18 protein-coding genes are annotated in these 17,529 nt (G+C 74.5%); 9 read left to right on the forward strand and 9 right to left on the reverse strand.

Features of this window, described 5'->3' with window-relative positions; translation table 11 throughout:
- Window positions 1–6: 6 nt before the first annotated feature.
- Window positions 7–465 carry a GNAT family N-acetyltransferase gene (locus ZF1_RS05100; protein ID WP_482636614.1) on the reverse strand — a complete coding sequence of 153 codons (459 nt, stop codon included), beginning with the start codon at window positions 463–465 and terminating at the stop codon, window positions 7–9.
- A gap of 656 nt (window positions 466–1,121) precedes the next feature.
- On the opposite strand from ZF1_RS05100, the gene ZF1_RS05105 reads away from it, so the two are divergent.
- Window positions 1,122–1,751, forward strand: coding sequence for a hypothetical protein (locus tag ZF1_RS05105; protein ID WP_062400412.1), 630 nt, complete (start codon window positions 1,122–1,124; stop codon window positions 1,749–1,751).
- An 88-nt stretch (window positions 1,752–1,839) separates the two neighbouring features.
- Here the strand turns inward: ZF1_RS05105 and ZF1_RS05110 are convergent, their stop codons facing one another.
- The 3 genes from ZF1_RS05110 to ZF1_RS05120 all read right to left on the reverse strand — a co-directional run bounded on the left by ZF1_RS05110 (window position 1,840) and on the right by ZF1_RS05120 (window position 3,262).
- Entirely contained in the window at window positions 1,840–2,397 is a 558-nt protein-coding gene (locus tag ZF1_RS05110) for a TetR/AcrR family transcriptional regulator (RefSeq protein WP_482636615.1), read from the reverse strand.
- Between the two features lie 61 nt (window positions 2,398–2,458).
- On the reverse strand, window positions 2,459–3,058 hold the full coding sequence (locus ZF1_RS05115; protein ID WP_405419194.1) for a thermonuclease family protein: 600 nt from the start codon (window positions 3,056–3,058) through the stop codon (window positions 2,459–2,461).
- Between the two features lie 48 nt (window positions 3,059–3,106).
- Window positions 3,107–3,262 (reverse strand): hypothetical protein, encoded by a 156-nt coding sequence (locus ZF1_RS05120; RefSeq protein ID WP_168172178.1) that lies wholly within the window; start codon window positions 3,260–3,262, stop codon window positions 3,107–3,109.
- 140 nt (window positions 3,263–3,402) lie between these two features.
- Here ZF1_RS05120 and ZF1_RS05125 point away from each other — a divergent pair, with 140 nt between their 5' ends.
- Together ZF1_RS05125 and ZF1_RS05130 are read left to right on the forward strand one after the other, a co-directional pair.
- Window positions 3,403–3,894, forward strand: coding sequence for a GNAT family N-acetyltransferase (locus ZF1_RS05125; RefSeq protein WP_346108103.1), 492 nt, complete (start codon window positions 3,403–3,405; stop codon window positions 3,892–3,894).
- Between the two features lie 261 nt (window positions 3,895–4,155).
- The gene (locus ZF1_RS05130; protein ID WP_083474545.1) at window positions 4,156–4,575 is read left to right on the forward strand and encodes a YunG family protein; all 420 of its coding nucleotides are present in this window, start codon (window positions 4,156–4,158) and stop codon (window positions 4,573–4,575) included.
- Window positions 4,576–4,586: 11 nt separating this feature from the next.
- Here ZF1_RS05130 and ZF1_RS05135 read toward each other — a convergent pair whose 3' ends face one another.
- Window positions 4,587–5,657 carry a 3-deoxy-7-phosphoheptulonate synthase gene (locus ZF1_RS05135; protein WP_482636616.1) on the reverse strand — a complete coding sequence of 357 codons (1,071 nt, stop codon included), beginning with the start codon at window positions 5,655–5,657 and terminating at the stop codon, window positions 4,587–4,589.
- Window positions 5,658–5,857: 200 nt separating this feature from the next.
- Here ZF1_RS05135 and ZF1_RS05140 point away from each other — a divergent pair, with 200 nt between their 5' ends.
- A complete protein-coding gene (locus ZF1_RS05140; protein WP_482636617.1) occupies window positions 5,858–6,655 on the forward strand; it encodes a carbon-nitrogen hydrolase family protein in 798 nt (265 codons plus the stop codon).
- A gap of 40 nt (window positions 6,656–6,695) precedes the next feature.
- Here ZF1_RS05140 and ZF1_RS05145 read toward each other — a convergent pair whose 3' ends face one another.
- From ZF1_RS05145 to ZF1_RS05155, 3 genes are all read right to left on the reverse strand, one after another.
- On the reverse strand, window positions 6,696–6,995 hold the full coding sequence (locus tag ZF1_RS05145) for a 4a-hydroxytetrahydrobiopterin dehydratase (protein WP_062400425.1): 300 nt from the start codon (window positions 6,993–6,995) through the stop codon (window positions 6,696–6,698).
- A gap of 104 nt (window positions 6,996–7,099) precedes the next feature.
- Window positions 7,100–8,026, reverse strand: coding sequence for a hypothetical protein (locus tag ZF1_RS05150; protein ID WP_482636618.1), 927 nt, complete (start codon window positions 8,024–8,026; stop codon window positions 7,100–7,102).
- Window positions 8,023–9,018 carry an ABC transporter ATP-binding protein gene (locus ZF1_RS05155; protein ID WP_482636619.1) on the reverse strand — a complete coding sequence of 332 codons (996 nt, stop codon included), beginning with the start codon at window positions 9,016–9,018 and terminating at the stop codon, window positions 8,023–8,025. The genes ZF1_RS05150 and ZF1_RS05155 overlap by 4 nt, the downstream gene beginning before the upstream one ends.
- Before the next feature lie 95 nt (window positions 9,019–9,113).
- Between ZF1_RS05155 and ZF1_RS05160 the strand changes: the two genes are divergently transcribed.
- Both ZF1_RS05160 and ZF1_RS05165 read left to right on the forward strand, forming a co-directional pair.
- On the forward strand, window positions 9,114–9,941 hold the full coding sequence (locus tag ZF1_RS05160) for an NUDIX domain-containing protein (protein ID WP_482636620.1): 828 nt from the start codon (window positions 9,114–9,116) through the stop codon (window positions 9,939–9,941).
- Window positions 9,942–10,019: 78 nt separating this feature from the next.
- On the forward strand, window positions 10,020–11,012 hold the full coding sequence (locus ZF1_RS05165; RefSeq protein ID WP_405419181.1) for a hypothetical protein: 993 nt from the start codon (window positions 10,020–10,022) through the stop codon (window positions 11,010–11,012).
- 255 nt (window positions 11,013–11,267) lie between these two features.
- Here ZF1_RS05165 and ZF1_RS05170 read toward each other — a convergent pair whose 3' ends face one another.
- Entirely contained in the window at window positions 11,268–11,417 is a 150-nt protein-coding gene (locus tag ZF1_RS05170; RefSeq protein WP_208819333.1) for a hypothetical protein, read from the reverse strand.
- Between the two features lie 124 nt (window positions 11,418–11,541).
- Here ZF1_RS05170 and typA point away from each other — a divergent pair, with 124 nt between their 5' ends.
- The 3 genes from typA (at window position 11,542) to ZF1_RS05185 (ending at window position 17,511) form a co-directional block, all read left to right on the forward strand.
- Window positions 11,542–13,437 carry a translational GTPase TypA gene (gene typA / locus ZF1_RS05175; protein WP_208819368.1) on the forward strand — a complete coding sequence of 632 codons (1,896 nt, stop codon included), beginning with the start codon at window positions 11,542–11,544 and terminating at the stop codon, window positions 13,435–13,437.
- A 152-nt stretch (window positions 13,438–13,589) separates the two neighbouring features.
- The gene (locus ZF1_RS05180; RefSeq protein WP_482636621.1) at window positions 13,590–15,449 is read left to right on the forward strand and encodes an ABC transporter substrate-binding protein; all 1,860 of its coding nucleotides are present in this window, start codon (window positions 13,590–13,592) and stop codon (window positions 15,447–15,449) included.
- Window positions 15,450–15,771: 322 nt separating this feature from the next.
- On the forward strand, window positions 15,772–17,511 hold the full coding sequence (locus ZF1_RS05185) for an ABC transporter family substrate-binding protein (RefSeq protein ID WP_482636622.1): 1,740 nt from the start codon (window positions 15,772–15,774) through the stop codon (window positions 17,509–17,511).
- The last annotated feature ends 18 nt before the right edge of the window (window positions 17,512–17,529 follow it).

Here is a 17,529-nt window from a genome sequence, read left to right on the forward strand (position 1 = left end):
GCCGGCTCAACCCAGCCGGCCGTGCACGGCGTCGTCGTCGACGGTCACGTCCGCGCCCAGTCCGCGCAGCACCGCGACCGCCGCGACGTTCGCCGGGGTCGTCTCCGCGACGACCGGGCCGTCGGCGCGTGCCACGAGCATCCGGAGCACCGCCCCGCCGACCCCGCGGCCCCGCCACGGCCGGGCCAGCCAGATCCCGGCCTCCTCGCCGCCCTCGACCGGTTCCAGCCGCGCCGCCCCGGCCACCTCCCCGTCGACGACGACGGCCCAGGTCCGCTCCACCGGCACCTGCGCCGCGACCGACCGCTCCCGGTGGAACGCGACGAACGCCGCGCGCCGCGGCGTCGTCCAGCCGGGTGGGCCGGATACCGGGGGCATCACCTCGAGCGGGTCCGCCCCGGCCGCTGCCGTGTCGCACAACGACGCCAGCAGGGACTCGTCGAGGCGCCTCAGTCCGATGTGCACCCGCCCAGGATCGTGGTCACCCGTCCGGCGCGTCACCGGGTTTCCGGCCGGCGTGCACCGTCGCGGCCCGCACGGCGGCGGATGACCCGGCGGAGGAGTGATCTGCACCGACAGCGTTACTCCGGACGGACCACGTCGTTGACCATCGTGAGGGACCGCGCCGACGTGCGACAGTCTGGCGCGAAAGGCTGTCCAGCCCCGTCCCGTGCCGCCGTTCGGCGATCGATACACACCCGACGGCCGTGCCCCGCACGACGAACGGTCGAGTCCCGTCGCGCCGTACGGCCCATTCCCGCAGGTGGTCGCGGGTGTCGGAGGGCTGCCGGGCGGGTCCGGCGGTGACACCGGGAGCTAGAGACGCCCGTTCCGGCCCGTCGTTGCGCTGATGTGATCCATCCCACTTCTCGGCGCCTTACTGTAACGATCGGCGAGCTGTCGATCTTCTACGGAGAGTAGCTAAACGACACCTGACGGATAGCACTGTGTGTAGTTGATCAGCGGCGAACGGTCGGTTCGGGCGAACGGAAACGGGCATAACGCCGCCCGAACGAGGGGGTGCTCTCGCTTCGGTGATCGGCGTCCGTACGTTCTGCGGCACCGGCCAGTGACGGAGTGTCAGTACGACGGCCGGATCACATCGCCACAGAAGGAGTGCCATGAACGCCCCCGAGACGACCCCCGCCCGTCGTAACGCCCGGCGGATCGCCACCGCCGGCGTCCTGTCCGTCCCGCTGGTCCTGGGCTCGGCCGGAATGGCCTTCGCCGGTGACTACGGCGACGGCGGCAAGCACCACGACAAGGGCCGCGACTGCGCGCCGTCGTCCGCCTCGCAGAAGGGTGGCCTGCTCGGCCTCGACGCGGCCGTCGACCCGCAGCTGAACGTCGGAGGCATCCTGAACCAGGGTGCGGTCTCCCAGCACACCACGAAGCTCGACCGGTCCAACTCCGGCATCGTGCAGAGCGGCTGCGGTGCGGGCGACGCCGTGCAGGTCGACGACCTGGTCGGGCTGGGCCTGGACGTCAGCCCGTCGGCCAACATCGGCGGCATCCTGAACTCCGGCCCGGTGCAGCAGTCGACCACCACCGTCGACGACTCCAACAGCGGGATCCTGCAGTCCGGCGGCACGCACGGCGGTGGCGGGCACGCCTCGCAGCGCGGCGGCCTGATCGACGTCGCGGCCACCGTCAACCCGTCGATCAACATCGGCGGCCTGCTGTCCAGCGGCCCGGTGTCGCAGTCCACCACCACGGTCGACCAGGGCAACTCCGGCATCGTCCAGGGCTGAGCTCCGCGGGACACCCGCGAGGCGCGTACCGCCCGGGCCGCTTGACCCGGCCCGGGCGGTACGGCCGACCGGTCCCTCCGAGCGGAGCTCAGAAGTCCCGGCGGACCAGCATCCGCCACGCCCACCCGGCCGCGACGTCGGGTGGGGGCAGCGGGTCGCGTTCCAGCCAGCTGGCCGCGACCCCGAGCAGTGTCCAGGTCAGGCCGGCGGCGAACACGTCCAACGGCATGCCGAACGCGTCCTCGGAGACACCCAGCCGCACCGTCGTGTCGGCGACGACCGACTGCATCCGCCGGCGCATCCCGGCTGCCGCGTCCGGCGCCGCGGCACCGCCGAGCGCCTGCCGGTACAGCGGGGCGTGCTCCGCCAGATGGAGGAACCAGCGCAGCAGCGCCGCGGGCGGCTCGGGCCCGATGTCGTCGATCGACAGGTCCGACAGGTCCGCCCCGGCGTCCGCCGCCCGGTTGGCGAGCGCATCGGCCAGCAGCATCTCCTTGTCGGTGTAGTGCTGGTAGAAGCTGCTGCGGTTCACCGACGCGTGCTCCGCGACGTCGGCGATCGTGATCGACTCGAGGGTGCGTTCCCTGGCCAGCGCGAGCAGCGCGTCCTGGAGACGTCGTCGTGTGCGCACCGCCCGGGGATCCACGCTCAGCATTCTGCCGAACGGGTGACACCCGGTTGCGACGGCCCACCGTGTCGCCGTCCGGTCAGGACGTCCGGTTGCACGGCGGCCCCCACATGCCGGCCCGCCGGTCCTGCGCGATGCGCTGCCCGGCCTCGAAGCCCGGCCGGTAGCGGCCCTGCCCCGGGCCCACCCAGCCCGCGACGAGCGCCGCGTCGGTGTAGGACTGCTGCGTCCCGACCACGAGGTACGCGGGCCAGGTCGGGGCGTCCGCCGCCGGGGCGGGCAGCGTCGGGTCCGGTACCAGGGTGACCTCCTGACCGTCGAGGAAGCCCTGGGCGAACCGCTGCGCGTCGGCCCGCGCGCACGGCGGCGTCGAGGCGGTGTCCACGCCGATCACCGACACCGTCACCGGACGGCCCCCGACGTCCACCACGACCGTCGCCGGGTCCACGACGCGCTGCACCCGCCCGTACAACGTCGGCGGGCCGGTGAGCGGGCCGAGCGCGGCCGTCCCCGGTTCGCCGGCCAGGGCCGGGCCGTCGGACATCCGGCCGATCGTGAGCCCCCCGACGATTCCGAGGGCGACCAGCGCCAGCACGGTCAGCATCGTGATCATGCGGCGTGGGCCGGTGGACCAGGCGGACTGGAGTGTCCGGGCGCGGTGGCGCGGTTCGGGCAGCATGACTGGAGTTCGTACCGAATCGGGCGTCCGGTTGCCTGTCGGGCGGGATCAGGGACATCCGGCCGCGGTCCAGGCCGCGGAACAGCCGGTGCCCGCGGAGGCGGGCCCGGCGACCCCGGTCCCGAACAGGGCGAGCGCGAGGACGGCGCCGGCCAGCAGCAGGCGGGGTCCGGTGGGACGGGTGCGGCGGCGCGGCGCGGTCATGCCGGTCCTCTCGCCGGACAGCGGGCCGATGTTGCGCCGTCCGGACCAACCTCATCAGGATTGTCGATCGCCGGACACGCGGCGGGACCGCTCCGGGGCGCTGCTAGGTTCGGCGCCTCCGTCCGTCCGGGAGGCCATGCGTGATCACCGTCCGGGAGCTGGGACCCGACGACTGGGAGACCTGGCGCGACCTGCGCCTCGCCGCCCTGGCCGAGGCCCCCGACGCGTTCCACAGCCGGCTCACCGACTGGCTCGGCGCGGGGGAGCGGGAGTGGCGCGACCGGCTGGCCGCGCCCGGCCGGTACCTGGTGGTCGAGGTCGGCGGCCGCCCCGCCGGGCAGGTCGTGGCCGTCCCGCCGGACGGCGACGGCGTCGCCGACCTCATCGCCCTGTGGGTCGCCCCGCACGCGCGCGGGGGCGACGCCGCGACCGCGCTCGTCGACGCGGTCCTCGACCGCGCCGCCGGATGGGGCGCCCGGACGCTGGCACTGCACGTGGTGATCGGCAACGACCGCGCCGCGGCGTTCTACCGGCGGCTCGGGTTCGTCGACCGGGGTGTCGTCGAGCGGCCCGACGGCATCAGCGAGACCCGGATGGACCGGCCCGTCGGCCGTCCGGCCCCGCGGTGCTGACCGTCCGGCCCGCGGTGCCCTCCGACGACCCCGGGCTGACCCGGATCGACGCCCTGACCTGGACCGCGGAGGTCAGCCCGGCCCCGCCGCCCGGGAGCTGTACCGCCGCTGCGGCTTCGTCGAGGAGGGGGTGCTGCGCGCCGAGTTCGTGATCGACGGGGTCGCCGTCGACGACGTCCTGATGGCCAGGCACCTCGCTCCGCCGGTCGGCTGACCTGCGGCGACGCGGAACTGTCGGGGGTCGGTCGTAGCGTCGAAGCCATGACCAGCGCCCTGCCGTCGCCCCCGGCCTCGCCACCCGTCCCGGCCCGGGTGGCCGCCGCGCTGCGCGCCTCCTGGGGCCGCGACACCTGCGATGTCGCGGACGTCACCGGCTGGACCCCGGACCGTCCGTCGCGGGGCCAGTGCGGGGCGACGGCGCTGGTCCTGCACGACCTGTTCGGCGGTGACCTGCTGCTGGCCGAGGTGTGGCAGGCCGACGGCCGGCTGCAGGGCTACCACTGGTGGAACCGGCTGCCCGGCGGCGCCGAGGTGGACCTCACCCGGGACCAGTTCGGCCCGGGGGAGACGGTCCACCCGCCCCGGGTGGTCGTGCGCCCGGAGGGCCCGCCGCGGCGCTGCCGCGCGCAGTACGAGCTGCTGCGCCGGCGGGTCCTCGACCGGCTGGACGGCCCGGGGTGAGCGGCCGGGGCTCAGCGGCGGCCGCGGCGCACGGCGTCGGCGAGCGTGCCCAGCAGCTCGTCGGTGGTGCCCCAGGACATGCAGGCGTCGGTCACCGAGCGGCCGCGGACCATGTCCGGCCCCAGCTCCTGGCGTCCCGCCTCCAGGAAGCTCTCCATCATCAGCCCGGTGACGGCCCGCTCGCCGCCCGCGATCCGCTCGGCCAGCTCCGCGACGACGCCGGCCTGCCGCACGTGGTCCTTGCCGCTGTTGCCGTGGCTGGCGTCGACGACGACCCGCTCCGGCAGACCCGCCGCACGCAGCCCGTCGGCGGTCGCGGCGACGTCGGCGGCCGAGTGGTTGGGGGTGGCCCCGCCGCGCAGGATGACGTGGGTGTCCGGGTTGCCGGTGGTGGTGACCAGGCCGGCGAGCCCGTCGGCGTTCACCCCCATGAACACGTGCGACGCCGCGGCCGCGCGCATCCCGTCGATCGCGGCGCGGATGTCGCCGTCGGTGGCGTTCTTGATCCCGACCGGCATCGACAGGCCGCTGACCAGCTGGCGGTGCACCTGGCTCTCCGCGGTGCGGGCGCCGATCGAGCCCCAGGTGACCACGTCGGCGATGTACTGCGGGGTGATCGGGTCGAGGAACTCGCAGCCGACCGGCAGCCCGAGCGCGGAGATGTCGAGCAGCAGCGTGCGCGCGGTGCGCAGCCCGCGGTTCACGTCGAAGGTGCCGTCCAGGCCCGGGTCGTTGATCAGGCCCTTCCAGCCGACGGTCGTGCGCGGCTTCTCGAAGTAGGTGCGCATGACCACGCACAGCTCGCCGGACAGCTCCTCGGCCCGGGCGGCGAGGCGGTGGGCGTAGTCCAGGGCGGCGTCCGGGTCGTGCACCGAGCACGGCCCGACGACGACGAGCAGCCGGTCGTCGTCGCCGTCGAGGACGTCGGTGACCGCGGCGCGGCCGCGGGTGACGGTCTCGGCGACCCGGGGGTCGCAGGGCAGGTCGTGCCGCAGCAGTGCGGGCGAGATCAGCGGGCTGATCCGCTCGATGCGGCGGTCGTCGGTCGGGGCGACCTGCAGGGGGGTGGTGCTCGCACTCATCGGAGACGGTGGTCCTTACCCGGCGGACCGCCCCGGATCACCTCGACCGAGCCGGTCTGGAATGCCGGCTCGAGGGGATGGAGGTCAGCGCGCTACGGCACCTGCCAGCCCATCCCGGGCCGGCCGGCGAAACCAGTAGTACGCGTTCAGCACGTGGCGACCGTACCCCACGCCGACGGCAGGCGTGGTACCACCGGCACATGCGGATCGCCCTCGCCCAGATCGTGTCCACCCCGGATCCCGAGGAGAACCTCGCCGAGGTGGAGCGCCGCACCCGCGCGGCCGCCGACGCCGGCGCGCAGCTCGTGCTGTTCCCCGAGGCCACCATGTGCTGCTTCGGGGTCGCGCTCGGCCCGGTCGCGCAGCCGCTGGACGGACCGTGGGCGACGCGGGTCCGCGAGGTCGCCGCGGCGGCCGGGACCACCGTCGTCGCGGGGATGTTCACCCCGTCCGGGGACGGCCGGGTCCGCAACACTCTGCTCGCCACCGGCGGCGGTGTGGACACCCACTACGACAAGATCCACATGTTCGACGCGTTCGGCTTCGCCGAGTCCGACACCGTCGAGCCCGGCACCGAGCCGGTCGTGGTCGGGGTGGGCGGTGACGAGCCGGTCACGGTCGGCCTGTCCACCTGCTACGACGTGCGCTTCCCCGGTCTGTACCAGCGCCTCGCCGACGACGGCGCCACCGTGCTGCTGGTACCCGCCTCCTGGGGCGCGGGCCCGGGCAAGCGCGAGCAGTGGGAGCTGCTGGTGCGGGCCCGTGCGCTCGACACCGGCTCGTTCGTCGTCGCGTGCGACCAGGCCGACCCGACGACGGTCGGCCGCGAGCACGGCAAGGCGCCGACCGGGATCGGGTACAGCCTGGTCGCCGGCCCGCGCGGCGAGGTCGTCGACGCACTCGGCGCCGAGCCCGGGCTGCTCGTGGTCGACGTGGACCCGGCGGCGGCCACGACCGTGCGCGAGCAGATCCCGGTGCTGGCCAACCGGCGGTTCTGAGCAGCGTCCGCCGCCCGGAGCGGCGGCCGCCCGGGGCGGCTCAGCCGCCCGCGGTGCTGAGGCGGTCGGAGATCTGCGCGGCGAGGTCGACGTCCTTCGCGGTCAGCCCGCCCTCGGAGTGCGTGGACAGCCGGAACGTCAGCGTGGCGTAGCGGATGTCGATGTCCGGGTGGTGGTCGGCGGCCTCGGCGTCCTCGGCGACCCGGTCCACCACCGCGATCGCGGCCTCGAAGTCGGGCAGGGTGGCGGTGCGGACGATGGAGTCGCCGTCGCGGTCCCAACCGGGCAGCTTCTGCAGGGCGTCGGCGATCTCGGCGTCGGTGAGCGTCGGGGTGGGCATCGCCCCATCGTGGCGCAGACGGCGCACCCCGTCGCGGTGGAGGGTGTCCGAATCCTCCCGGTGGAGCAGCCCGCTCCGGTGGAGCGGCGACCGGCCGGGAGCGCTCATCCGTCGCGGCGGGTCAGGGCGAAGACCACGGCACCCGCCCCGGCGACGGCGAAGCCGGCCGCCCGCGCCGTGGTCGCCCACAGGGCCGACGGGTCGGCGGGCACCGCGAGGACCCCGGCCAGGACCTCGTGCCAGTGCCCGGACGGCAGGACCGGCGCGATCGGCTCCCACAGCACGGTCGCCAGCGGCGCGACGGTCAGCGCGGCCAGACCGGTCGCGACCACCCCGGCGGGTCGCCGGACCAGCGCCGACATCGCCAGCAGCAGCATCCCGAGCCCGCACAGCTGCAGCGCGGCCCAGCCGGTGAGCACCAGGGCCCGGGCCACGGTGGCGCCCGCCCCGAACGGGCCGGCACCCAGGGTGAGGCCGCCGCAGACCAGGGCGGAGACGACCGTCGTCGCCGCGGCGAGCAGCGAGGTCACCGCGACCGCGGCGGCCTTGAGCCCGAGCAGCCGTCCCGGGCCGACGGGGGACAACCGCAACGCGTCGAGGGTGCCGCGGGCCCGCTCCGCGGCGAACGCGTCGGCCGCCACGAGCACGACGGGCATCCCGAGCGCGAACGCCGCGGGTTCGGACAGCGCGACCGTCAGGGTCCCGAGTGCGAAGGACAGGCGGCCGGCGTCGGTGGCGAGCGCGATCGTCGCCAGCAGCGGCACCAGTGCGACCGCCGCGAGGACGACCGCGGTGCGCGGACGCAGCAGGGCCAGCTCCAGCTCCGAGCGGAGCAGCCGGCCGAAGGGCGCCGAGGTGGGGCGGCGTGCCGTCGGGCCGGAGCGCGGGCGGGTGGAGCCCGCGGACCGCACCCGCGCCGGTGCCTCCGAGGGAGACGGCCCGGTCCGGGGGAGGGGGGCGGCGGCCCAGTCGTCGTCGGGCCGGGGAGCCGCGGTGCCCCGGGTGTGCTCGGGACGCACGCCCGCGCTCACCGTCCCGCTCCGTACCCGGCACCCGCCGGGGCCGGTTCCCCGGTGAGCCGGGCGAAGAACTCCTCCAGCCGGGCGGCGGGCCGGGTCACCCCGTGCACGGCGACACCCGCGTGCACCAGCGTCGCGACGACGTCCGGCGCGGCGGGCCCGGCCGGCACGAACACCCGGTCCCGGGCTCCCGGCTCGGCGTCGATGCCGCGGGCCAGCAGGGCCGCGACGGCGCGCTCGCCGTCCGGCGTCGTCACCACCAGCGCCGACGGGCCGGAGTCGACGAGCTCGTCGAGCGGGCCGGCGCACAGCAGGCGCCCGGCCCGGAGCACCGCGACGTGGCTGCAGGTCGCCTCGATCTCCCCGAGCAGGTGCGAGCTGACGATCACCGTCGCGCCCGCGGCGTTCATCTCCGCGATCAGCCTGCGCACCTCGCGGGTCCCCGCCGGGTCCAGCCCGTCGGTCGGCTCGTCGAGCACGACCAGACGTCGCCGGGTCAGCAGCGGCACGGCCAGACCGAGGCGCCGCCGCATCCCCGAGGAGTACTCACCGGCGCGGCGGTCGGCCGCCTCGGCGAGCCCGACCCGGCGCAGCACGGCGTCGACGGCGGCCGGGATCCGTGCCGAGTCCAGCAGCGGTTCGGCGGCCGCGGCCCGCAGGAGGTTCTGCCGGCCGGTGCGGTGCGGGTGCAGCGCGGGCGCGTCGACCAGGGCTCCGACGTGCGGCAGCACCTCCGACGCGCGGTACGGCAGCCGCCGTCCGAGCAGCTCGACCTCGCCGTCGGTGGGGGCGAGCAGCCCGAGCAGCATCCGCATGAGCGTCGTCTTGCCCGCGCCGTTGGGGCCGAGCAGCCCGAGGACCGCGCCCATCGGCACGTCGAGGTCCACCCCGTCGACCGCGCGCACCGCGCCGAAACCGCGGGACAGGCCGATCGCGCGCACGGCCGGTGGGCGGGGCGTGGCGGTCGGCTCGGGGGAGTCGGCGGGGGCGGACGTCCGGTACACGGGACCCAGCGTGACCGTGCGGCGCCGCGAGCGGGCCGTTTCGGCGAGATCGGGCGGCCCGGCCGGGTGCGGGCCCGGCTGCGAGGATCAGCGGTGTGCCGGTGCTGAGCCTGGACCATCATGTGGACGGACCGCCCCGACTCGTCGCGGGGGTGCTGCGTGAGTCCGCCCCCTCGGCCCGCGCGGTCGCGCGGGTGGGCGCCCGGTTCACCGCACCGTCGGCGCTGCTCGTGGCCGGGGACGAGATCCGGGTCGCGCTGCCCGGCGGGTTCCTCGCCTGCCGGACCCGGATCACCCGCGCCGGGGCCGACGGGTTGTGGTCGGAGCTGGCGGCGGGTCCGGCGGCGGTGCTGCGGCACTCGACCCGGGTCACGCCCGCGGACGGCGGCGGCAGTCATGTCCACGACGAGCTCACCTGGGAGCCGCCCCTCGGTGCGCTCGGCCGCCTCTCCGACCCGGTGCTGCGCCACTACGGGGCGCGGCTGCTCCGGGCCCGCCGTGACGTGCTCGCCGAGCGGGTCGCGGAGCTGGGCCGGGCCGGGGTGGTCGTGGGAGCGGCGATCGTCCGCGACGGCAGGCTGCTCGTCGCCCAGCGCTCCTACCCGGCCGAGCTGGCGGGACGCTGGGAGCTGCCCGGCGGCGGCGTCGAGGACGGCGAGAGCGAGCAGCAGGCGCTGGTCCGGGAGTGCGCCGAGGAGCTGGGCGCCCGGGTGGTGGTCGGGGCGCGGCTGGGCACCGACCTGCCGATCGGGCGACGCGTGCTGCGGATCCACACCGCCCGGGCGGCGGCCGGCTCCCCGGAGCCGGAGGCCCGCGAGCACCGGGCGCTGCGCTGGGTGGGGCCGCACGAGGTGGCGGCCCTGGGCTGGCTCGACGCCGACCGGGCCGTCGTCGCCGAGCTGGTGGACCTGCTGCGGACCTGACGCGCGGTCCCCGGTGCCGGAACGACGATCACCGCCGGATCGGTGGAACCGATCCGGGCCGGGCGTCGTCCAAGCCGCATGAACCGGAACACCACCGCCCCCGTCCCGTCCGTCCTCCCGGCCGCCGCGCACGGGGCGGCCCGCCGCCGCACGTCGCGCGGCACCGACCCGCTCGCCCGGCTCGTCGCCGCACAGGACGGCCTGGTCACCCGGGCGCAGGCGCTGGCCCACGGCCTGTCGACCGACCAGGTCGACCGCAGGCTCGCCGCCCGGCGCTGGATCCCCGTGCACCCCCGCGTGTACCGGCACACCGCCCACCCGCCGAGCGAACGGTCCCGGGTCCGCGCCGCCGCACTCTGGGCGGGGGAGGACGCCGTGCTGACCGGGGCCGCCGCGGCCTGGTGGTGGGGACTGATCCCGTCGGCACCCGCGGTCGTCACGGTCACCGTGCCGCGCCGGCGGGCTCCGCGGTCGCGGGCGGGGGTCCTCGTCCGGCGCCGGGACCTGGACCCGCGCGACGTCGTCACCCACGACGGGGCGGTCGTCGCCCGTCCCGCGGCCGCGGTGCTGGAGGCCGCGGCCGATCCGTCGGTCCCCGGGGACGCGCTGCTCGACCACGTGCTCACCACGGGCTCCGTCGGTGCGGCCGAGCTGGTCGAGGCGCACGCCCGCAACCTCGGTGCGCACGGGTCGGGTCCGGTCGGCCGGATGCTGGCGGAGGCGTCGCGCCGGGGCGCCGTCCGGGCCCGGCACGGGCTGCGGGCGCTGCTCGCCCGGAGGGGGGTGCGGGCCTGGCGCACCGACGTCACCGTGGCCGGGGTGCTGCTCGACCTCGCGTTCCCCGCGGCCCGGCTGGCGGTCGAGGTGCACGACCCGGTCGACCCCGGGACCGGCGCCGACGGCTGCGGCCCCGCGTGGCGGCGGGCGGTGCTGCGCCGGCACGGGTGGCGGACGCTCGTCGTCGAACCGGCGGAGCTCCGGTGCCCCGACGAGCTCCTGGACCGCCTCCGCGAGGCGGTGACCGGGCACCCGGCGGGGCCCGGCGGTACCGCGGGGCGGGCCGCGGGGTGAACGACCGGCGAACGCCACCACACACGGTGTCACCGGACCACTCGGACGACTGTGATTCCGGCCATGCCGGCACCGCGCAGCGGACGCGTCGTCGCAGCGTACGGGGTGATCATGAAGGCCGGTCCGGGGTCCGGGCGCACGACGACCCGGACCTGCCGGACGACGTCGACCGGCCTGCCGCCCTCCTGTCGGACAGGCGGTGCGCACGCACCCCGCAGCGCGACGTCGTCGCAGGTCAGCGGGTCATACGTCCGTTCAGTAGATGCGCGCGATCTTGATCGCGCGGGTGAGTGCCTTGCCGCTCAGGTCGTCCGCACCCGCCTTGCGCAGCCGCAGTGCGACGACCGGACAGCTCTTGCACCGCTTCGGCTTGGACCGGCAGCACTTCTTCTTGACCTTGCTCATGATGAGGTCAGGCTAACCTGCGCCCGGGGCAGGGTGAAGGACTTGCAGCGGATACCGTTGAGGTGTGACCATCCCTCGTTCCGCCTCGGCCCTCGACGCTCGTTCCTCGCTCGAGAGCGACGCCGTGCCCGATCGGGCCGGTCGACCCGAGCTGCGCAACGTCGCGATCGTCGCGCACGTCGACCACGGCAAGACCACGCTCGTCGACGCGATGCTCCGCCAGTCCGGTGCCTTCGCCGAGCGTGCCGAGCTCGTCGACCGGGTCATGGACTCCAACGACCTGGAGCGCGAGAAGGGCATCACGATCCTCGCCAAGCACACGGCGGTGAACTGGCACGGCACGACGATCAACGTCGTCGACACCCCCGGCCACGCCGACTTCGGCGGCGAGGTCGAGCGCGGCCTGTCCATGGTCGACGGCGTGGTGCTGCTGGTCGACGCCTCCGAGGGCCCGCTGCCGCAGACCCGCTTCGTGCTCCGCAAGACCCTGACCGCCGGTCTGCCCGTCATGCTCGTGGTCAACAAGACCGACCGCGGCGACGCCCGGATCGCCGAGGTCGTCGACGAGTCCCTCGAGCTGCTGCTGGAGCTGGCCGACGAGCTGGAGCTCGACGAGTCGGTCACCGCCCACCTGCTCGACCTCCCGGTCGTCTACGCGTCCGGCCGCGCCGGCAAGGCCTCGCGGATCCGTCCGGCCGACGGCGAGCTCCCGGACTCCGACAACCTCGAGCCGCTCATCGAGACCCTGCTCGACGTCGTCCCGCCGCCCGCCGACGACGTCGACGCCCCGCTGCAGGCGCACGTCACGAACCTCGACGCGTCCAGCTTCCTGGGCCGCATCGCGCTGTGTCGCGTCCGCGCCGGCGTGCTGCGCCGCGGCCAGCAGGTCGCCTGGTGCCGCGAGGACGGGACCACGCCGCGGGTGAAGATCACCGAGCTGCTGCGCACCGAGGCGCTGACCCGCGTCCCCGCCGACGAGGCGCGCGCCGGTGACCTGGTCGCCGTCGCGGGCATCGCCGAGGTCACCATCGGCGACACCCTCGCCGACCCGGAGTCCCCGGTCGCGCTGCCGCGCATCCACGTCGACGAGCCCGCCATCTCGATGACGATCGGCACCAACACCTCGCCGCTGGCCGGCCGCGACCCGCACCCGGGCAAGAAGCTGACCGCCCGCCTGGTGAAGGGCCGGCTCGACGCCGAGCTGGTCGGCAACGTGTCCATCCGCGTGCTGCCGACCGAGCGCCCCGACGCCTGGGAGGTCCAGGGCCGCGGCGAGCTCGCGCTGGCGATCCTGGTCGAGACCATGCGCCGCGAGGGCTTCGAGCTGACCGTCGGCCGTCCGCAGGTGGTCACCAAGACCGTCGACGGCACGCTGCACGAGCCGTTCGAGCAGCTGTCGGTGGACGTGCCCGAGGACAGCCTCGGCGCCGTCACCCAGCTGCTCGCCGCCCGCAAGGGCGAGATGGGCGACATGGTGCACGGCGACGGCCGGGTCCGGATGGAGTTCCGCGTCCCGTCCCGCGGCCTGATCGGCTTCCGCACCGAGTTCCTGACGATCACCCGCGGCGCGGGCATCGCCAGCCACGTCTTCGACGGCTACGGCCCCTGGGTCGGCGAGATCCGCACCCGGAACAAGGGCTCGCTGATCTCGGACCGTTCCGGGCCGGTCACCCCGTACGCGATCGACCAGCTCGCCGACCGCGGCACGCTGTTCGTCGGGCCGACCACGCTGGTCTACGGCGGGATGGTCGTCGGGGAGTACACCCGCAACGAGGATCTCGAGGTCAACATCACCCGCGAGAAGAAGCTGACCAACATCCGCTCGTCGACCTCCGACGTGCTGGTCAAGCTGATCCCGCCGACGATCCTGAGTCTCGAGCAGTCGCTGGAGTTCTGTGCGACCGACGAGTGCGTCGAGATCACCCCGGAGAACGTCCGGATCCGCAAGATCGAGCTGGACCCGAACCTGCGGGCCCGTGCCCGGTCCCGCGCGAAGGCCGCGGCCAACGCCACGAAGTGACCCGTACGGCCCGTGCGCTGCAGTGTCGCGTATCGGTGAGCAGAGCAGAGCCTCACCGACACCCGGCCCTGCTGCGTATCGGTGAGCAGAGCGGTGGCGCCCGCCGTACCCCGTCCGGCGGGCGTGCCCGCCCCGGTGGGGATACTGCGGACGTGAGAGCACGTCGACGCTTCCGGGCGCTCCCGGCGCTCCTGCTGGTCGCCCTGCTGGCGCTGACGGGCTGCGCGGCGGACCCGCAGCCGGCACCCCCGCCGGAGACGAACCGCCCGACCGAGCCGGTCACCGCCCCCACCCGGGTGGTGGTCGGCGTCGACGACCTCGGGCCCGGGTTCAACCCGCACCTGCGGTCGGACCAGTCGGCGGTCACCACGGCGATCGCGTCGATGACGCTGCCGTCGGTGTTCCGACCCGACGACCGCGGCGTGCCGCAGCTCGACACGACCGTCGCCACGTCCGCGACGGTCACCTCGCAGAGCCCGTTCACCGTCAGCTACGAGCTCAACCGCGACGCCGGGTGGTCCACCGGCGCCCCGATCGCCGCCGAGGACTTCGTCTACCTCTGGCAGCAGATGCGCAGCCGGCCCAACACGATCGGCGCCGCGGGCTACCGCGAGATCACCGACGTGCGCTCGCGTGCCGCGGGCAAGGCCGTCGACGTCGTGTTCCGCGAGCCCTACCCGCACTGGCGGGAGCTGTTCACCGACCTGCTGCCCGCGCACCTGCTCAAGGACGCTCCGGGCGGCTGGACCGCCCCGTTCGCGGGCGGGGTGCCCGCGTCGGGCGGCCCGTTCCGGCTGATGCAGGTCGACCGCCTCCGCGGCGAGGTCCTGCTCGCCCGCAACGACCCGTACTGGGCGACCGCCGCGGTCGTCGACGAGATCATCCTGCGCCGCATCCCGGCGAACACCCTGCCGACGGCGCTGGAGAGCCAGGGCGTCGACCTCGCCCTGCCCGACGCCCGGCCGGAGATCACCCAGGCCCTCGACGTCCTGGCCCGGGGCCCCAAGCCGCCGACGGTGCAGCGCGGCCCGCGCCCGGCCGTCGAACAGCTGGAGTTCCGCACCACCGACGGCCCGCTGGCCGACCCCCGGGTCCGCGAGGGCATCGCGGCGCTGCTGGACCGCGACGCGATCCGGGAGCGCGTCAATCCCGACGCCGTGGCCGTGAACGCCTTCGGCGCCGCCCCGTCGGACCCCGGCTACGCGCCGACCGCCCCCGCCGGTGCCCCCGGCAGGCCCGATGCGGCGGCGGCCGCGGCCGCGTTCACCGAGGCGGGCTACGTCCGCGGTCAGGACGGCCGGTGGACCCTCGCCGGGCGCCCGCTCACCGTGGTCATCGGCGCCGGGGCCGAGCGGACCGAGGACGTGAACGTCGCCCGCGTCGTGGCCGAGCAGCTCAAGGCGGGTGGCATCGGCGCCACGATCGTCGCCCCGTCGGCACCGGACCTGCTGACCGACCCGAGCGTCGCCCCGACGACCCCGACCCCGACCACCACCCCCGCCCCGGGCGCGGGACCGGTCCCCGGCGGCAGCGACGCGCCGGCCACCACGCCCCCGGCGGCCCCGACCACGACGTCGGCCGCCCCGACGACGTCCGGTGCCCCCGACTCCGGGACCCCGGTCGCCGTCGACGTGCTCGTCGCCCCGCGTGCCGCCCACGGCGCGATCGGGCCGCGGCTGGACTCCGACTACGGCTGCCCCGCGGACGCGGTGCCCGCCGGGCTGCCGGGCGTGGCCTGCTTCCCCGCGTTGCAGCCGCTGCTCGACGACCTGCTGGTCGCCGACAGCCCGGATCCGGCCGTCGTCGCCGAGGCCGAGCGGGTGCTGTGGCGCCAGCTGCCCGCGCTGCCCCTGTACCAGGCGCAGGGTCTGGTCATCAGCAACCCGCAGACCGACGCGGCCACCCGGGTCACGCCCGGCCCGATCGCGACCGGCCCGATGTCGGGTGCCCGGACCTGGGCCGAGCCGGAGGGCTCGGGCGAGCGCCCGACCGGCGACGACGACCCGAACTGACACCGACGGACGCGTCCGTTCGGACGCACTCCGCTGCTGCACGGTGACGGCGAGTGGTACGTAAGTACCAACTGTGTTTCGGCGTGCATCGAGGGCTGTGCGACGCAACGGTCCCGTTGTTACTGTCCGGTTCGGCTGCGAGCCCGTTACGCCGTTCAATGGTCACCGTTTCGCCACGATCGGCGTCGGACCTCGCTGCTGGAGGGCCGCGATTCCTAGCGTGCCTCCCGACGGGCCCCGGCACACATCCGGTGGTCCGTCGCGTCCCGGACGGGTGCGACAACGGCGTGCACCCACGACATCTCGAGAGGCACGGCGGACGATGAGAATCAAGGCGGCAGCCGCGATCGCTGTGGCGGGCATCAGTGCCCTGCTGCTCAGCGCGTGCGGAGTGGGCGGCGGCGGCGGGGGAAGCGCTACTGCCAGCGGGAACTTCGCCGACTGTGCCGGAGACATCAACAACTGCAACGCGGTCCCGGCCGACCAGGTGCAGCAGGGCGGCACGATCACGTTCGCGATCGAGAAGAACATCCCGAACTGGAACGTGAACTCGGCCGAGGGCAACGTCTTCGAGACGGGTATGGCGACCAAGGCGTTCCTGCCCTACGCCTTCACCTCGCAGCCGGACCTGACGACCAAGCTGAACTCCGACCTCATGGTCTCGGCGGACCAGACGAACCCCACGACGATCGTCTACAAGGTCAAGCCGGAGGCGAAGTGGAGCGACGGCACCCCGATCGCCGCGCCGGACTTCGTCTACTCCTGGAAGACCCAGGACTCGCGCCAGTGCCCGGACTGCGCCACGGCGGGTAACGGCGGGTTCGACCAGATCAAGAATGTCGTCGGTTCGGACAACGGCAAGACGGTCACCCTGACCCTGGACAAGCCGTACACCGACTGGCAGTCGTTCTTCAACTCCTCCGCGCCCCTGTACCCGGCGCACATCGCCGCCCAGCACGGCGACATCAACACCCCGGCCGGTCTGGCGTCCTCGTTCGACTGGCTCGGCAAGAACGTCCCGACCTACTCGGGTGGTCCGTTCGTGATCGCGAACTGGCAGGACAACCAGGCGCTGACGCTGAAGCCGAACCCCACCTGGTACGGCGCGACGAAGCCGAAGATCGACACCCTGATCCTGCGCGTCATCACCGACGCCACCCAGGAGCCGATCGCGCTGCAGAACAACGAGGTCCAGGTCGTCTACCCGCAGCCGCAGGTCGACATCGTCTCGCAGCTGCAGCAGATCCCGAACACCTCTCAGGTCCAGCAGCTCGGACTGACGTGGGAGCACTTCGACTTCAACCTGCGGAACCCCGTCCTCAAGGACAAGGCACTGCGGGCGGCGTTGTACACCGCCACCAACCGGCAGGACATCATCGCCAAGACCGTCGGGCAGTTCAACCCCGACGTGAAGCCGCTGAACAGCCTGATGTTCCTGCCTCAGCAGTCGGAGTACGTCGACAATCTGCAGGGCTCCTCGCTCGGCAGTGGCGACATCGAGGCCGCGAAGAAGCTGCTGACCGATGCCGGCTACACCGGTGTGGGTACCAAGCTCGTCGCTCCGAACGGCCAGGCCGTCCCGGACATGCGAATCCGCTTCACGGTCGGCAACTCGATCCGCCAGAACACGGCGGAGCTGTTCGCCGGGTACGCCAAGCAGCTCGGCGTCACCGTCACGGTCGCCCCGACCGACGACCTCGGCACCACGCTGACCGCCGGCGACTACGACATCATGGTGTTCGCCTGGGTCCAGTCCCCGTTCCCGTTCGGCGGCGCTCAGCAGCTGTGGCTGTCCACGTCGGGCTCGAACTTCGGTAAGTACACCAACCCGAAGACCGACCAGCTCATCAACGCCGCGGCCTCCAGCACCGACAAGGCGTCTGCGGCACAGCAGCTGAACGAGGCCGACAAGATCATTCTGGGCGACGCCTACGTTCTTCCGCTCTACCAGAAGCCGACCCTGCTGGCGGCGCAGAACTCGGTCGCCAACGTCCGGGGCAACGCGACCCTCGACGGGCCGATGTACAACGTGTCCGAGTGGGGGCTCCGCTCCGGCAGCTGACGCCGACCACGAAGGAAG

The sequence above is a fragment of the Pseudonocardia sp. ZF1 genome, assembly GCF_056835605.1.

What these genes read in the sequence shown, in the direction of transcription:
- ZF1_RS05140 (WP_482636617.1), top strand. Translation starts at nt 5,858, where the DNA reads ATGCGGATCGCCCTCGCCCAGATCGTGTCCACCCCGGATCCCGAGGAG.
- ZF1_RS05165 (WP_405419181.1), top strand. Translation starts at nt 10,020, where the DNA reads ATGAACCGGAACACCACCGCCCCCGTCCCGTCCGTCCTCCCGGCCGCC.
- ZF1_RS05170 (WP_208819333.1), bottom strand. Translation starts at nt 11,417, where the DNA reads ATGAGCAAGGTCAAGAAGAAGTGCTGCCGGTCCAAGCCGAAGCGGTGC.
- ZF1_RS05145 (WP_062400425.1), bottom strand. Translation starts at nt 6,995, where the DNA reads ATGCCCACCCCGACGCTCACCGACGCCGAGATCGCCGACGCCCTGCAG.
- ZF1_RS05135 (WP_482636616.1), bottom strand. Translation starts at nt 5,657, where the DNA reads ATGAGTGCGAGCACCACCCCCCTGCAGGTCGCCCCGACCGACGACCGC.
- ZF1_RS05130 (WP_083474545.1), top strand. Translation starts at nt 4,156, where the DNA reads ATGACCAGCGCCCTGCCGTCGCCCCCGGCCTCGCCACCCGTCCCGGCC.
- ZF1_RS05105 (WP_062400412.1), top strand. Translation starts at nt 1,122, where the DNA reads ATGAACGCCCCCGAGACGACCCCCGCCCGTCGTAACGCCCGGCGGATC.
- ZF1_RS05185 (WP_482636622.1), top strand. Translation starts at nt 15,772, where the DNA reads ATGAGAATCAAGGCGGCAGCCGCGATCGCTGTGGCGGGCATCAGTGCC.
- ZF1_RS05115 (WP_405419194.1), bottom strand. Translation starts at nt 3,058, where the DNA reads ATGCTGCCCGAACCGCGCCACCGCGCCCGGACACTCCAGTCCGCCTGG.
- ZF1_RS05120 (WP_168172178.1), bottom strand. Translation starts at nt 3,262, where the DNA reads ATGACCGCGCCGCGCCGCCGCACCCGTCCCACCGGACCCCGCCTGCTG.